The sequence below is a fragment of the Streptomyces sp. NPDC006510 genome (assembly GCF_040611955.1).
GTDB lineage: Bacteria > Actinomycetota > Actinomycetes > Streptomycetales > Streptomycetaceae > Streptomyces.
This window is the reverse complement of sequence record NZ_JBEXPH010000072.1, coordinates 1-13,138: the sequence shown is the minus strand read 5'-3', so window position 1 is coordinate 13,138 and position 13,138 is coordinate 1. Positions and strand designations below refer to the sequence as shown.

Sequence of the window (13,138 nt, the reverse complement as noted above, 5' to 3'; positions counted from 1 at the left end):
GTCAGGTCACGGCCCCGCCCCACCCGGTCCAGGCCGGGTGCAGCGGATCGTCGGCCCGTACGACCGCGTCCGCGCGGTCGCCGGGCGCCGCCTCGTCCTCGTACCGCGCGAAAGCGGGCAGCGTCCAGCGCTCCGCCTCCTCGGTGCGTCGCCGCAGCGCGCCCGGCGACAGCCGCAGATGGACGCTCAGGTCGAACGGGAACCAGTGCCCCAGCAGCAACGGGCCGTGCACCACCAGCACCCCGCCCTCGGGCAACGGCCGGTACGGGCTGCGCGTCGCGCGGTCGGTCGCCGGATCCCAGAGGTCGGGCAGCACCCGCCCGTTCCCGCCGGCCTCCAGCGGCCCGAAGACCTCGCGCCACAGCGCGCCCGTGTCGAACCAGCTGTCGTAGTACGAGTCGGGGTCCTCCTTGCCGTACTCGTACCGGAGACTGGCCGGCCGCAGGAACCCCTCGGTGGACACGACCAGCACCGCACGGCCCCGGACCCGCAACGCCTGTGCGACGCGCTCGGCCAGCTCCCCGGTACGGGCCGCCGGAGCACCGTCGACGGCGACCTTCAGCCAGGGACCGCCGTCGGCGGTTTCCAGGGCGTCGGTGCGTGCGGCGAAGGCTTCGGCCAGCCGCTCCCAGGTGATCGCTTCAAATCGCACCCGCCCATCATCGCCCGCGACCCTCGACGCCCGGGTTCCTCAGCGCCCGGACCGGCCAACGCCCGGGTCCCGCGACGCCCCCGTCCCGTGCTCAGTGCCGGCCGTCCCACCAGCGGGGGCGTCCTCGTCCGGCTCGTCGGGGCTCGCGAAGCGGAACGGGACCCCGAGCCGCTCCGCCGGCTCCCGCCCCGTCCGCGCCGCCTCGCCGGTCCCCGCCACGCCGATCCGGAAGTCGGCCAGTGCGACGCACTCCCACGGCCGGGCGAGACACGGCGGTCAGCACCACGATCCAGCCCTGGGTGTCGCCGTCCCGGACCGCCTCGACGGCCACGGGATCGCGGGGCAGCGCGCGTCGGCAGCGGCGGCCAGGGCGTCCACGTCATGGCGGGCCGGAGGCCGCATGCGGTCCGCGAGCGCGCGGTGGCGCCCGGCCGGCACGTCCACGCATGCGCGCAGCTCGGGACGGGGTTCGATGCCGCACTCCCGCATCGCGTGGACGGCCTGGATGTTGCGGCCCGCCAGGAGCAGCTCGTCGACCCGTTCGCGTACACCGGCGGGAAACGTCCACCACAGGAGCTGTGCCAGGTGGTTCTCGGCGAGGCTCAGCACGCGGTCGGCGAGCGGGCGCAGGCCCGGCTCGCGGTCGGCCGCCGTCTCGGCGAGCCGGCAGATGTCGGCGAACCACTGTCCGGACACGCCGTCCGGCGCGTCGATACGCCGGAAGCCGCGCTCCAGCAGCCCCTGGGCGTGCTCCGGCTGTCCGCGCAGTACGGCCTTCGTCGCGGCGACCGCGTTGGCCGGCGCGCTCGCCTGCCGCGACCAGCCGTCACCGTGGGCCACGGGGCCGTTCTTTCCGTGGCCGGGCCGGTGGGCGGCCGGTGACACCCCGATCTCCAGGTCCACGCGCCAGAAGAGCGGAAGCCCGTGGAAGGCGGCGAAGTGCAGCCGCCGCTCGCGGGGGTTCCGCGACTCGGGGTCCGAACGCAGGGAGTCCAGGGGCAGAACCGCTTCGAGCACGTCCCGGATTGCGGCGAGGCAGGTGTCGAACCGGTCGTCGGGCACGGTCCAGGCGATGTCGATGTCGCTGTACGCGTCCGCTGTTCCGCGGGCGAGCGAGCCCCGCGGTTCCGCCCGCGAACCGGGGCAGTGCGCGGTGAGCGCCCGCATCAGGTCCTGTGCGAACGCGGCGCGCCGCGCCGGATCGAGTTCACCCGTGCCCGCCCGGTCCTGCGGACTCCGCCCGTCCATGGCCGCTCTCTTCCGTCGTCCGAAGACGCTCCGCCGCCGGCGGGTCCACCTCCTACGATCTTCCCCATGGACCTCGAATTCGCCCGCACGTTCGCCGCCGAGTGGCTGGACGGCTGGAACTGCCATGACCTGGACCGCATTCTGACGCACTATCACGACGACGTGACGTTCAGTTCGCCCGTCATCGCGCAGATGACCGGCGACGCGTCCGGCACCGTGCACGGCAAGGAGGCGCTGCGGGCGTACTGGGCGACGGGCCTGGAGCGCATCCCCGAGCTGCGGTTCGAGCTGGTGGACGTCCGGGTGAGCGTGCACGCCCTGGTGATCGACTACCGCAACCAGATCGGCGGGCGGGTCAGCGAGGTGCTGACCTTCCGCGACGGCCTGGTGATCTCCGGCTTCGGGGCGTACGGGGAGACGCTCGCCAACTGACGGCCGGCCGCCGCTGCCGAGGCCGACGCGGCACTCGACGACCGGTGCCCGCGGCGGGCGGGCGTCGCGACGCTATTTCTTCGCGCCGCAGTCCACCGCGTCGGCATCGTCGGAGAGTTCGCTGCCCTCGGGCAGCAGATAGGTCACCCACAGCACCACGGGTTCGGTCCCCAGATTGCGTCCGATGTGCCGGTGGTCGGCCCCGGACGGCTCGATGAACGACGAGCCCGCGGGCGTCACCTCGACCGAGCAGTCGTCCAGAGTGCGCGTCAGCGTCCCGGACTTGACGACGGCGATCAGCTGACCGCGGTGGGTGTGCCAGCCAGTGGAGCCGCCCGGCTCCACCGTGATGGTCCGGAAGGTCACATCGGTGCTGCCGTTCGGCGTCTGCACCCTCAGCTTCCCCGCCGATGTGCCCTTCGCGAGCACCGTGCCGCTCACTCCGCTCCCCGGTGTGGCGACGGCCGCCGACGGCACCAGGCCGAGCGCGGCCACACAGCCGCCCAGGACCAGGGCTTTGGCAGCCCGTACCCGCCCTGCCCGCCGCTTCCCGCTGCCCTGCTGTCCAACGGTTCGCACACCCGACTCCTCCGCCCAGGCGTCCGGCGATCGCCCCCGGACCTACCGATACCCATGATCCATGCGGGAGTTGACGAAGGGAACCCTTCGGGTCGGGCGGTCACTCACCGCGCAGCTCGGCGGCGAGCGGCCCGTCGCCCGACACCTCGACGCGTCCGTCCTCGACGGCCTCGGCAAGGGTCAGCCCGCCCAGCGCGAGCTCCAGGCAGACCTCGACGTCGAGTGCGATGCGGGCGTCGGGGCGGGCGGCGGGACCGTCCCCGTAGACGGCCGCTCCGTCCTCCGCGCCACCCGCACGGACATGGAACTCGCCTTCCTCCAAGTGCACTTCGACGACCCCTGGGTGGGCCGGCCCGTCCAGCGCACGCAGCAGCGGCAGCGCGAACCAGTGGGCCCGCACCGCGTCGGTGGGCCGTCGTTCGGCGAGCGCGGGCGCGCCCCATTCGGCGAGCGCGGCGAGCACCGGCATCAGGCCGTGGCCGCGCTCGGTCAGTTCGTAGACCGAGGCGGCGGCGGGCGGCGGAAGTCGGCGGCGGGTGGCGAGGCCGCTCTGCTCCATGTCCCTGAGCCGGGAGGCGAGCACATCCGTGCTGACGCCCGGAAGGTCGGCGTGGAGATCGGTGTAGCGGCGGGGGCCCGCCAGCAGTTCACGGACGATCAGCAGGGTCCACCGGTCGCCCACCGAATCGAGGGCGCGTGCGGTGGCGCAGAACTGGTCGTAGCTCCGGCGGCGGGCCGGACGCGTTGCGGGCTGTTGCTGACGTGGCATGCGACGCAGTCTAGACATGTTGTTGGACTTTCCAAGCCCGAGCTTGGTAAAACCAAGTATCGCAATCAGGTCGGGGAGGCCACCGCATGGAATTCCGGCAGTCCAGCAAGCTCAACGAGGTCTGTTACGAGATCCGGGGCCCGGTCATCGAGCACGCCAACGCCCTGGAGGAGGCGGGCCACAGCGTGCTCCGCCTCAACACGGGCAACCCCGCGCTCTTCGGTTTCGAGGCGCCGGAGGAGGTCGTCCAGGACATGATCCGGATGCTTCCGCAGGCCCATGGCTACACGGATTCGCGCGGCATCCTGTCCGCCCGCCGGGCGGTGGCTCAGCGCTACCAGGCGATGGGGCTGCCGGACGTCGGGGTCGACGACATCTTCCTCGGCAACGGTGTCTCCGAGCTGATCTCGATGGCCGTCCAGGCGCTGCTGGAGGACGGCGACGAGGTACTCGTCCCGTCCCCCGACTACCCGCTGTGGACCGCGGTGGTGACCCTCGCGGGCGGCAAGTCCGTGCACTACACCTGCGACGAGGCCTCGGACTGGAACCCCGATCTCGCCGACATGGCTTCGAAGATCACCGACCGCACCAAGGCCGTCGTGATCATCAACCCGAACAATCCGACCGGTGCCGTCTACCCGCGTGAGATCCTCGAAGGCATCCTCGACCTGGCGCGCAGACACGGCCTGATGGTGTTCGCCGACGAGATCTACGACCAGATCCTGTACGACGACGCCGAGCACCACACCGTGGCGGCCCTCGCCCCCGACCTGGTCTGCCTCACCTTCAGCGGCCTGTCGAAGACGTACCGCGTGGCGGGCTTCCGCTCCGGCTGGATGGTGGTCTCCGGCCCGCAGCAGCACGCCCGCAGCTATCTGGAGGGGCTGACCACGCTCGCCTCCATGCGCCTGTGCCCCAACGCGCCCGCGCAGTACGCCATTCAGGCCGCGCTCGGCGGCCGGCAGTCGATCCGGGAGCTGGTCGTACCGGGCGGCAGGCTGTACGAACAGCGCAACCGGGCCTGGGAGAAGCTGAACGAGATCCCGGGGGTGTCGTGCGTGAAGCCGAAGGGCGCGCTGTACGCGTTCCCGCGCCTCGACCCGAAGGTGCATCGCATCGTCGACGACGAGAAGTTCGTGCTGGATCTGCTGCTCCGGGAGAAGATCCAGGTCGTGCAGGGCACCGGCTTCAACTGGCCGCGGCCCGACCACTTCCGGATCCTCACGCTCCCGTACGCTGACGATCTCGACGCGGCGATCAGTCGCATCGGCCGCTTCCTGACCGGATATCGCCAGTGATCGGATGCCCCCGGTGACCTGCTCCGCCTGCCGCTTTCCCGTGCACACCCAGTTCGCCTCGTTCGGGCTCGTCGGCCCGATCGTGGAGGACGGACTCGATCCGGCCACCGACCCGGCCTGGGCGGAGTCGGGCGCGGCGTCACCGGCCGAGTACGCGCGCTGGTCGGGTCATCTGTGCGGTATGACCTGCCTGCGCATGGCACTCGGCGCCGGGGCCCCGTCCTTGTTCGCGCTGCGCGACGGGGCGCTCCGGTACGGCGCGTACACGCAGGACGCCCAGGGGGAGATCCGGGGGCTGATCTACGCCCCCTTCGCCGAGTACGCACGCGAGGTGCACGGCGTGGACGCCACGGTGCACCGCCATCTCGCACCGGAGGAGATCCTCGGCCTGCTGGACGGCGGCCGCACGGTCATGGCCTCGGTGCACTACGGCATCCGGTACCCCGGGCGGCCGGCGCCCGGCCGAGGCGGGCATCTGGTGCTGCTGACGTCCCGTACGGCCGACGGCAGGGGCGTCCACTTCCACAACCCGTCGGGCACAACGGCGGGAACGCGGGCCGCGGGGCTCGCGCTGCCCGACTTCGAGCGCTTCTTCGCGGGTCGCGGGGTGTCGCTGCCCGCGAGCGGCTCTTCGCCGGAGACGGGAGCGGGCCCGGGGGCGTAGCCGGCCCCCGAGCCCTGGTGTGCCACCCATTCGGCACGCCGACACTTTTAAGGACCCGCGTCAGGTTTATGTCGCCGCGTCCTGCCTTTAGACGACCGCAGATCGAAGCTCTGCGAGCCGGAGTCGAACCGGCATCTCGACGCCCATGGGCACGGGCCCGTTTGATTCGGCGATGGGTGGCGAATGCTGAGTCTGGAGCAAGAGTCTGAGATTGATCGCGGTCTGCCTCTGCCATTTGGGCTACCCCGGCCCGTTCGTATGCGGGACGCACAGAATGCCGGGGGGAGGACTCGAACCTCCACCGGAACCGCGTCGTCACGACAAGCTTCAGTTTCAGCTTGCGCTCCTCGCGCACCCCGGCCGAAATGAGTCGGCCGGGGAATCAATGGTCGGTCACCCGAAGAGGTAACCGAATACCGCATCACCCACCCGCTGGTCGGTGACATCCACGCCGTTGGCTTCCTCGCGGGCGTACTTCACGGCCTGCTGGAGCTTCTCCACCCGGTCCAGCAACTCGTTGACACGCCGCGCGGGAAGGGCTCCGGAGAACTTCACCGTCGTCCAGTACCCGATCGGGACGTCCTCGTAGTACACCTCGACCTGCGCCGGGTGCTTCTCGGTGGCCTCCGCCTTCACGTGGTTGCGGGGCACCTTCTTCGTACGGAGGGTCCGTACCGGCTCGGTCTTCCAGGAGTCCGTCGACGGGTCCTGGGTCCAGGCCTCCGCGGCGTCGAGCACGGGCAGCTTGCGGACAAAGGTGTTGAGGTCCGTCAGCTGCTTCTCCAGAAAGAGCAGATACGAGACCGGCACGTCGCTCACGAGTACCCGTCCGTCGACCTTCACATCCGCGCGGGCCGAGCAGTTCGCCCAGTCCTTCGTGGCGGTCACATCGAAGAGCCGGGTCAGGGTCGCCGCGGTCTCCCGCAGCACGTCCTCCGCCTTGATCTGCACCAGCGTCGACTCGGGCGGCAGCTGCTCGCCCTCCTCGTCCTTCGGCTGGTACGTCCGGGAGATCCCGGCCAGCAGACCGGTCTTCTGGAGGCCGTGATGCGCCGCCGTCAGGTCCTGGTGAGCCTTGGACTTGACGCCCTTCTCCACTGCGATGATCTGATTGAGTTTCGCCACGACGCGCAAACTAGCAGCGGCGACTCGGCCGGGACAAACACTTATTCGAAGCGCCCGCACCTCGGGTTCTCACGGTGTCGGTTCCTCGGGCTCTCGCGGTTCAGGCGGGCAGTGCCGCGGTGAGGTCGACCTCGATCAGTTGTCCGGGGAAGCCGAGCCGTGCGACGCCGAGGAGCGTACTCGCGGTGGTGAACGCGGCCCCGATGACCGAGCCGTTGAGCCGGCGCCAGGCGGCCCCCAGGACCGTGACATCGTCGCTGACGACATGGATCACCGACCGGACGACCTGCGCCGGTCCGGCCCCCACGGCCGCGAGGGCGACGAGGGCGTTGGCCGCGACCTGGTCGATCTGGGCGTCGATATTTCCCGGACCCACCAGCGTGCCGGAGGCGTCGAGCGGGCACTGCCCGGCCAGATAGGCGGTCCGGCCCGCCCCCACGACGGTGATGTGGTGATAGCCGGGCGTGGGGTGCAGCTGCGTCGGATTGATCCGGCTGATCCCCACGGTCATGCGGGCGATTCTGACGGCCCGGGTCCCGGGGCGCAGCAGGTTTTCGGCAGCGCCCCGGGCCGATCCGTACGGGTGGTTTCCACCGGATGCCCATGTCCTTGCCGCTGTCCGACGGGGACCGCTTGTCAAAGTGAGGCCCGCGCGTCCGCACCACCCGGGCCGCAGGCTCCCCGCTCGCGCACGGGCGCCGCCCTCGCGCGCTCTCCCTCGTCCGCATACGGACACCACCCGTCACCGCCTCCCCGGCGCCGAACAAAGGTCCCCGCCTTGCCTCGTATCCCCCGGACCACCGTTCCGTCAGGCCTCACCGGCCCGAAGAAGCACACCGCGCTCACCGCGACGGCCGCCGCCCTGGCCGTACTCGCCGTGGGAACGCCCGTCGCGTACGCCACACTCGGCGACGAGGCCCCCGCGGCCTCGTCGTCCACGGCGTCGGCCCTCGCCACGCGCGGGAAGGCCTACATCGAGACCCGGCTCTTCTTCGGCACCGAACGCCCCGACGGCGGACCCGATGTGACCGATCATCAATTCCTGGCGTTCATCGACGAGGAGGTCACACCGCGCTTCCCGAACGGATTGACCATCCAGGACGGCCGGGGGCAGTGGCGGGACTCCAACGGAGTCATCGAACGGGAGCGCAGCTACGAACTGACCCTGCTCTACCCCGCCTCCGAGGCCCGCGTACGCGACGCCCAGATCGAGCGGATCCGCGACGCCTACGAGAAGGCCTACGCCCAGGACTCGGTGGCCCGGCTCGAAGAGCGCACGACCGCCGACTTCTGACCCCGGCGACCGCGCGGCCAAGCCGCCGCCCGGTCACGCCATCGATCGCGCCGTCGGTCACGCCGCCGCGCGGGCCCTGCGCCCGTGCGGCCGGTTGATCCGGTGCGCCAGTGCGTGAACTCCCGCCACGGTCACCGGGAGGAGCGCCGGTGTCGCCGCCGCCGTGCTGGTGCCGCCGCTCCCGATACCGGCCGCCTTGAGCCGCCGCACGGCCCGGACCGAGTACGGAATGACGACCGTCGGCGCCGTGGCCACTCCGGGCGTGTAGCCGCGGTACGCCAGCGACTGCGCCAGGTGCGCGCGCGGGATGTCGTCGATGCCGTACTGCCGCGCTGACGGCGGGGCGGAGGCGGACGACTCGTTCTCCTGGTCGGACGGGCCCCGGTCGGCGCCGTGCACCGACGCAAGGGGCGGCTGATCGTGCTGCCGATCGTCGCCGTGTTCCTGATCGGTCTCCTCATCTGTCTCCCGAACTCCTGGGGTCCGGCCGGGTTCAGCCTCCGCCGAGTTCCATGAGCGCGCTCACCGGGTCGGTGTCCGGAGTGGCGCGGGGCCACCAGTCGTCCTCGCCCGGCTCGGACTCGTAGCCGTACCAGCGGCCGTCGTGGCCGAAGCGGAGCTGGAGTGTGCCGCCGGGGTGGGTGAGGTGGTTGCGCCGGGGCTGGAAGCGGGGGAAGCCGGCGGCCGCGAGTGCGGGGCGGGCCCGGTCGAAGGGGCCGGCCGGGGGGTCCCAGGGTGCTTCGAGGACGGCCAGCCCTTCGGCGCCGCCCTGGCGCCAGGCCGCGACCGCCCGGGCCAGGTCGGTGGTGGTGCGGCCGGTGGCGTACGCCAGTTCGCGGTAGAGGACGCGGGTGGTGGCGGTGAGTCCGGCGGTGGGACGGGACGCAGCCAGACGTACCGCGTCCTGCCAGGGGGTGAGTCCGGCGAGCGGGTCGAAGCCGGTGGTGAGGAGCGCGTGCGCGCGGGCCGCCGCATCCGTGGCGAGGTGGTCGAGGGCGAGCGGGTCGCGTGCTCCGGGCAGGCTCGGGTACGAGGGCGGCTGTGCGGGATGCGGCAGCACCGGAAGCGGTGCGGGGAGCGGCGGGAGATAGCGGTCGGCGAGGGCTTCGCGCGCCGGCACGGAAGGCGTGGCGGGGGCCGTGGGGCGTTCCCGGGCGGAGTGCGCGGCGTTGCGGCGGCCCAGCTCTTCGAGGAGTTCCCGTTCGCCCCGGCCGCGCAGCAGCAGAAGGACGAACGGGTCGGTGTCCAGGAGCCGCGCCATCTGGTAACAGAGCGCGGCCACGTGCTTGCAGGGCCAGCCGGGGTCCGGGCAGGAGCAGCCGGGGTCGAGGTCCCCCGCGGCGGGCAGCAGCCCGATGCCGGCCTCGGCCGCCGTGTCGGCCAGCGAGTGCGGCATCTCCTTGCTGAGCAGCGCGGCGAGGTGGCCGGGCCGGGCCGCGACCGCGTCCAGGAAGGTCTCCCAGTCGGGGTCGGCGAGGGTGCGCAGCCGCAGTTCGCAGCGGTAGGGGCGGGGGCGGCTGCCGTGGACGTAGGCGACGACCCGGCCGGGGGTGACGGTGATCGCGGCGACCTTGCCGCTGTCGGCGTACGTACGGCCGCGGGAGAGCCGGCCCTCGTCCATCGAGAGGGATTCCAGGGCGGCCACCCAGGCACGGCCCCACCAGCTGTCCGCGAACGGGTCGTCGCCGCCACCGGTGCGGGGCGGTACGGCCTCGAAGGTGCGCCGCAGGTCGTCGGGGCCGGGGCGGGGGCGTGCGACGGGACGGGGGGCGGCGTCGGTGTGCGGGCGGGGGCTCATGCCGGCCTCCGGAGCGAGACGAGATCGGCCAGATCGCGGTCGCTGAGCTCGGTCAGCGCGGCCTCGCCGGTCCCGAGGACCGTGTCGGCCAGGGCCCGCTTCGCCTCCAGCAGCTCGCCGATCCGGTCCTCGACGGTGCCTTCCGCTATCAGCCGGTGAACCTGCACGGGCTGGGTCTGGCCGATGCGGTAGGCCCGGTCCGTGGCCTGTTCCTCGACGGCCGGGTTCCACCAGCGGTCGTAGTGGATGACATGGGCGGCCCTGGTGAGATTGAGTCCGGTGCCCGCCGCCTTGAGGGAGAGCAGGAAGACCGGGACCTCGCCGGACTGGAAGCGGTCCACCATCCGTTCCCGCTCGGCGACCGGCGTGCCGCCGTGCAGGAGCTGGGAGGGGACGGCACGCGAGGCGAGGTGGGCGGAGAGGAGCCTGGCCATGGTCACGTACTGGGTGAAGATGAGAACGGAGCCGTCCTCGGCGAGGATCGTGTCGAGGAGTTCGTCGAGCAGGGCGAGCTTTCCGGAACGGCCGACGAGGCGGGTCGGCTCCTCCTTCAGATACTGCGCGGGGTGGTTGCAGATCTGCTTGAGCGAGGCCAGCAGCTTCATGATCAGACCGCGCCGGGCGATGCCCTCCGATGCCTCGATGAACGCCATCGTCTCGCGGACCGCCGCCTCGTAGAGCGTGACCTGCTCGCGGGTGAGGAAGACGGGGTGGTCGGTCTCCGTCTTGGGCGGCAGTTCGGGGGCGATGCCCGGGTCGGACTTCTTGCGGCGCAGGAGGAAGGGCCGGACCAGGCGGGAGAGCCGTTCGACCGCTTCGTCGTTGGCGAGCCCGGCGGCCGTGCCGGTGTTCTCGACGATACGGGCGTGCCGGGCCCGGAACGCCTTGAGGGGGCCGAGCAGCCCGGGAGTGGTCCAGTCGAGCAGGGCCCACAGCTCGGAGAGGTTGTTCTCCACCGGAGTGCCGGTGAGGGCGACCCGGGCCGGGGCCGGGATGGTGCGCAGCGCCTTCGCCGTGGAGGACTGCGGGTTCTTCACGTGCTGGGCCTCGTCGGCGACGATCAGTCCCCAGCTGTGGTCGGCCAGTTGCGCGGCGCTGGAACGCATCGTGCCGTACGTGGTGAGGACGAAGCCGCCGTCGGCCCCGGTCAGCGAGCGGTCGGTGCCGTGGAAGCGGCGCACGGGAACACCGGGAGCGAAACGGTTGATCTCCCGGTGCCAGTTGCCCAGGAGGGAGGCGGGGCAGATCACCAGGGTGGGCGCGGGACGGGCGCGGTGCAGATGGAGGGCGATGAGGGTGATCGTCTTGCCCAGGCCCATGTCGTCGGCGAGGCAGCCGCCGAGGCCGAGCGAGGTCATCCGGTCCAGCCAGGCCAGGCCGCGCAGCTGGTAGTCGCGGAGGGTGGCGTCGAGGCCGGGCGGCGGGGCGATGGTGGTGTGGTCGGTGGTGATGCGCTCGCGGAGCACGGCCAGCGCGCCGACGGGCACCGCTTCGACCTGTTCGCCGTCGACCTCGGCGCTGCCGGTCAGGGCGACGGCGAGGGCGTCGACCGGATCGAGCAGGCCGAGCTCCCGCTTGCGTGCCTTGCGTACGAGCGCGGGGTCGACGACGACCCACTGGTCGCGCAGGCGCACCACCGGCCGGTGGGCCTCCGCGAGGATGTCCATCTCCGCCTCGGTGAGCTGCTCGTCGCCCAGCGACAACTGCCAGTTGAAGGCGAAGAGCTGCTCGGCGTCGAAGAACGAGGTGCCGTCGGTGGCCGAGCCGGGCGCGGGCCGCACGACGGCGGAGGCGGTGAGCGAACGGACCAGCTCCCTGGGCCAGTGGACGCTCACCCCGGCCGCCGCCAGCCGGGCTCCGGCGTCGCTGAGCAGCTCGTACAGCTCGTCCTCCGCGAGGGCGAGCACATCGGGCACCGGCTGGTCCAGCAGCCGCTCCAGCGGCGCCCAGACCCGGGCGGCGCGGCGCAGGGCGAGCACGGCGTCGATCCTGGCCCGCGGGCCGAACGGCTCGCCCGCCCCGCCGTTCCACAGTGCGGCGGCGTCGGTGACGTAGGTCGGGTCGGCGAGGCTGTGCACCTGGGTGATGGCCGCGGCGGCGTGCCGAGCGGCGCCGGAGGTGACGGGGCCGGTGGCGTCGGCCTCGTCGGAACCGGCGACGTCGGAGGTGTCGTACGTATCGGCCGTGTCGAAGAGGTCGTACGCCGACAGGTCGAGGCGCAGTGACACCCGGACACCCGCGTCGAGCCCGGCCGCAACCTCGACCGCCCAGTCACGGGCCGCCGGCAGGTGCTGGGCCTCGCGCGCCGCGAAGGGCGCCCCCATCGCGTACGCCGCGGCGGGCGTACGGGGCAGGGTGTCGGCGACCGCGTCGAGGAACGACCCGAGCAGCCACTGGGGGTCGGGGACCCGGAGCGGTGTGGGATCCGGCAGCGGGACCGCGTAGCCCTCGGCCGGCATGGCGGCGGCGATCGCCCGGAGATGGGCGATGTCCTCGGCGTCACGCGGCCCGGCCCGCCAGGCGTCGTGGTCGTCGCCCGTCAGACCGGGGAGCAGTCTGCCGCGGGCCACCAGGTTGAGCGCCTGGAGCGCGGCGGCGCCCCAGCACCGGGTGGCGTGGTGGGCGGACTCCTGATGCCGGGCCCGGGCCAGCAGCGGCAGCGCGTCGGCGATGGGCAGCAGGACCGCGGGCACCGTCTGCCGGCGGACGCCGTCCCCCTGCCCGTGCCGGCGGACGACGGTGATCTCGGCCGTGCTCGCACCGGGTGCCGGACTCCCCGGGTCCGCCGGCTGTCCGCAGATGTCGCCGGGCTCCGGGAGAGGATGGCCGTCGGGATCCCAGAAGGCGACGTGCCCGTCCCTCGGCAGCGGTGCGGGCAGGAACACGGCGGCACAGCGCAGAAGACGGGCAGCGGAGGCGTCCTGCTGGTGTTGTGCCGTGGTCATCGGTCCCCTCCCCTCCCGCTCTGATCCTCTGGATCGCCTTGATCCTCATGACTCCTGCGAGTCTAGGCGGGGGGTCTGACAACCGGTCGCGCAGCTGCGTTCCAGCAGGTCGGACGCGGTATGGGGCGCCCGGTCCAAGCCGGTCGGACACGGTGTGGGACGCCCCGGTCCAGGCGGCCGGACCGGGGCGTGGAGCGATGGACGGACGGGTCGGTTCAGTGCCTGGCCATCGGCTTCGAACGGGCCGGCCGCGCCGGAACAGCGGTCGGCGGCGCGGCTGCGGGTTCGGGTGCGGGAGCGGGCGCCACGGACGGCGGCTGCGGCCGCGGCTGGG

Annotated in this window: 13 protein-coding genes and 1 pseudogene; 4 read left to right on the top strand and 10 right to left on the bottom strand. The window is 72.4% G+C overall.

Annotated features, from left to right (window positions below; all coding sequences use genetic code 11):
• Position 1: 1 nt before the first annotated feature.
• Positions 2-652 carry a uridine kinase gene (locus tag ABZY11_RS22020; RefSeq protein ID WP_356480758.1) on the bottom strand — a complete coding sequence of 217 codons (651 nt, stop codon included), beginning with the start codon at positions 650-652 and terminating at the stop codon, positions 2-4.
• Positions 653-928: 276 nt separating this feature from the next.
• Positions 929-1,900, bottom strand: coding sequence for a nucleotidyltransferase domain-containing protein (locus ABZY11_RS22015; protein WP_356480757.1), 972 nt, complete (start codon positions 1,898-1,900; stop codon positions 929-931).
• Positions 1,901-1,966: 66 nt separating this feature from the next.
• On the opposite strand from ABZY11_RS22015, the gene ABZY11_RS22010 reads away from it, so the two are divergent.
• Positions 1,967-2,332 (top strand): nuclear transport factor 2 family protein, encoded by a 366-nt coding sequence (locus ABZY11_RS22010; protein ID WP_356480756.1) that lies wholly within the window; start codon positions 1,967-1,969, stop codon positions 2,330-2,332.
• 72 nt (positions 2,333-2,404) lie between these two features.
• Here ABZY11_RS22010 and ABZY11_RS22005 read toward each other — a convergent pair whose 3' ends face one another.
• Positions 2,405-2,911, bottom strand: coding sequence for a cupin domain-containing protein (locus tag ABZY11_RS22005; RefSeq protein WP_356480755.1), 507 nt, complete (start codon positions 2,909-2,911; stop codon positions 2,405-2,407).
• Positions 2,912-3,011: 100 nt separating this feature from the next.
• Positions 3,012-3,680, bottom strand: coding sequence for a winged helix-turn-helix transcriptional regulator (locus ABZY11_RS22000; RefSeq protein ID WP_356480754.1), 669 nt, complete (start codon positions 3,678-3,680; stop codon positions 3,012-3,014).
• Positions 3,681-3,766: 86 nt separating this feature from the next.
• On the opposite strand from ABZY11_RS22000, the gene ABZY11_RS21995 reads away from it, so the two are divergent.
• Both ABZY11_RS21995 and ABZY11_RS21990 read left to right on the top strand, forming a co-directional pair.
• Positions 3,767-4,978, top strand: a complete 1,212-nt coding sequence (locus tag ABZY11_RS21995; RefSeq protein WP_356480753.1) for a pyridoxal phosphate-dependent aminotransferase — start codon at positions 3,767-3,769, stop codon at positions 4,976-4,978.
• Between the two features lie 13 nt (positions 4,979-4,991).
• Positions 4,992-5,642 (top strand): peptidase, encoded by a 651-nt coding sequence (locus ABZY11_RS21990; RefSeq protein ID WP_356480752.1) that lies wholly within the window; start codon positions 4,992-4,994, stop codon positions 5,640-5,642.
• A gap of 275 nt (positions 5,643-5,917) precedes the next feature.
• Here the strand turns inward: ABZY11_RS21990 and ABZY11_RS21985 are convergent.
• The 3 genes and pseudogenes from ABZY11_RS21985 to ABZY11_RS21975 form a co-directional block, all read right to left on the bottom strand.
• A pseudogene (locus tag ABZY11_RS21985) lies at positions 5,918-6,003 on the bottom strand.
• 32 nt (positions 6,004-6,035) lie between these two features.
• Positions 6,036-6,767 carry a hypothetical protein gene (locus ABZY11_RS21980; protein WP_356480751.1) on the bottom strand — a complete coding sequence of 244 codons (732 nt, stop codon included), beginning with the start codon at positions 6,765-6,767 and terminating at the stop codon, positions 6,036-6,038.
• A gap of 100 nt (positions 6,768-6,867) precedes the next feature.
• A complete protein-coding gene (locus ABZY11_RS21975; protein ID WP_356480750.1) occupies positions 6,868-7,278 on the bottom strand; it encodes a Rid family hydrolase in 411 nt (136 codons plus the stop codon).
• A 351-nt stretch (positions 7,279-7,629) separates the two neighbouring features.
• On the opposite strand from ABZY11_RS21975, the gene ABZY11_RS21970 reads away from it, so the two are divergent.
• Positions 7,630-8,061: a DUF3574 domain-containing protein gene (locus ABZY11_RS21970; RefSeq protein ID WP_356480781.1), complete on the top strand. Its 432-nt coding sequence runs from the start codon at positions 7,630-7,632 to the stop codon at positions 8,059-8,061.
• 57 nt (positions 8,062-8,118) lie between these two features.
• Here the strand turns inward: ABZY11_RS21970 and ABZY11_RS21965 are convergent, their stop codons facing one another.
• From ABZY11_RS21965 to ABZY11_RS21955, 3 genes are all read right to left on the bottom strand, one after another.
• Positions 8,119-8,460, bottom strand: coding sequence for an HXXEE domain-containing protein (locus ABZY11_RS21965; RefSeq protein WP_356480749.1), 342 nt, complete (start codon positions 8,458-8,460; stop codon positions 8,119-8,121).
• A 94-nt stretch (positions 8,461-8,554) separates the two neighbouring features.
• The gene (locus ABZY11_RS21960) at positions 8,555-9,859 is read right to left on the bottom strand and encodes an SWIM zinc finger family protein (RefSeq protein ID WP_356480748.1); all 1,305 of its coding nucleotides are present in this window, start codon (positions 9,857-9,859) and stop codon (positions 8,555-8,557) included.
• Positions 9,856-12,804 (bottom strand): DEAD/DEAH box helicase, encoded by a 2,949-nt coding sequence (locus tag ABZY11_RS21955; RefSeq protein ID WP_356480747.1) that lies wholly within the window; start codon positions 12,802-12,804, stop codon positions 9,856-9,858. The genes ABZY11_RS21960 and ABZY11_RS21955 overlap by 4 nt, the downstream gene beginning before the upstream one ends.
• Between the last annotated feature and the right edge of the window lie 334 nt (positions 12,805-13,138).

Coding starts and splice junctions, on each gene's coding strand:
- ABZY11_RS22000 (WP_356480754.1), bottom strand. CDS start 3,680: ATGCCACGTCAGCAACAGCCCGCAACGCGTCCGGCCCGCCGCCGGAGC.
- ABZY11_RS21960 (WP_356480748.1), bottom strand. CDS start 9,859: ATGAGCCCCCGCCCGCACACCGACGCCGCCCCCCGTCCCGTCGCACGC.
- ABZY11_RS22010 (WP_356480756.1), top strand. CDS start 1,967: ATGGACCTCGAATTCGCCCGCACGTTCGCCGCCGAGTGGCTGGACGGC.
- ABZY11_RS21955 (WP_356480747.1), bottom strand. CDS start 12,804: ATGACCACGGCACAACACCAGCAGGACGCCTCCGCTGCCCGTCTTCTG.
- ABZY11_RS22015 (WP_356480757.1), bottom strand. CDS start 1,900: ATGGACGGGCGGAGTCCGCAGGACCGGGCGGGCACGGGTGAACTCGAT.
- ABZY11_RS21975 (WP_356480750.1), bottom strand. CDS start 7,278: ATGACCGTGGGGATCAGCCGGATCAATCCGACGCAGCTGCACCCCACG.
- ABZY11_RS21995 (WP_356480753.1), top strand. CDS start 3,767: ATGGAATTCCGGCAGTCCAGCAAGCTCAACGAGGTCTGTTACGAGATC.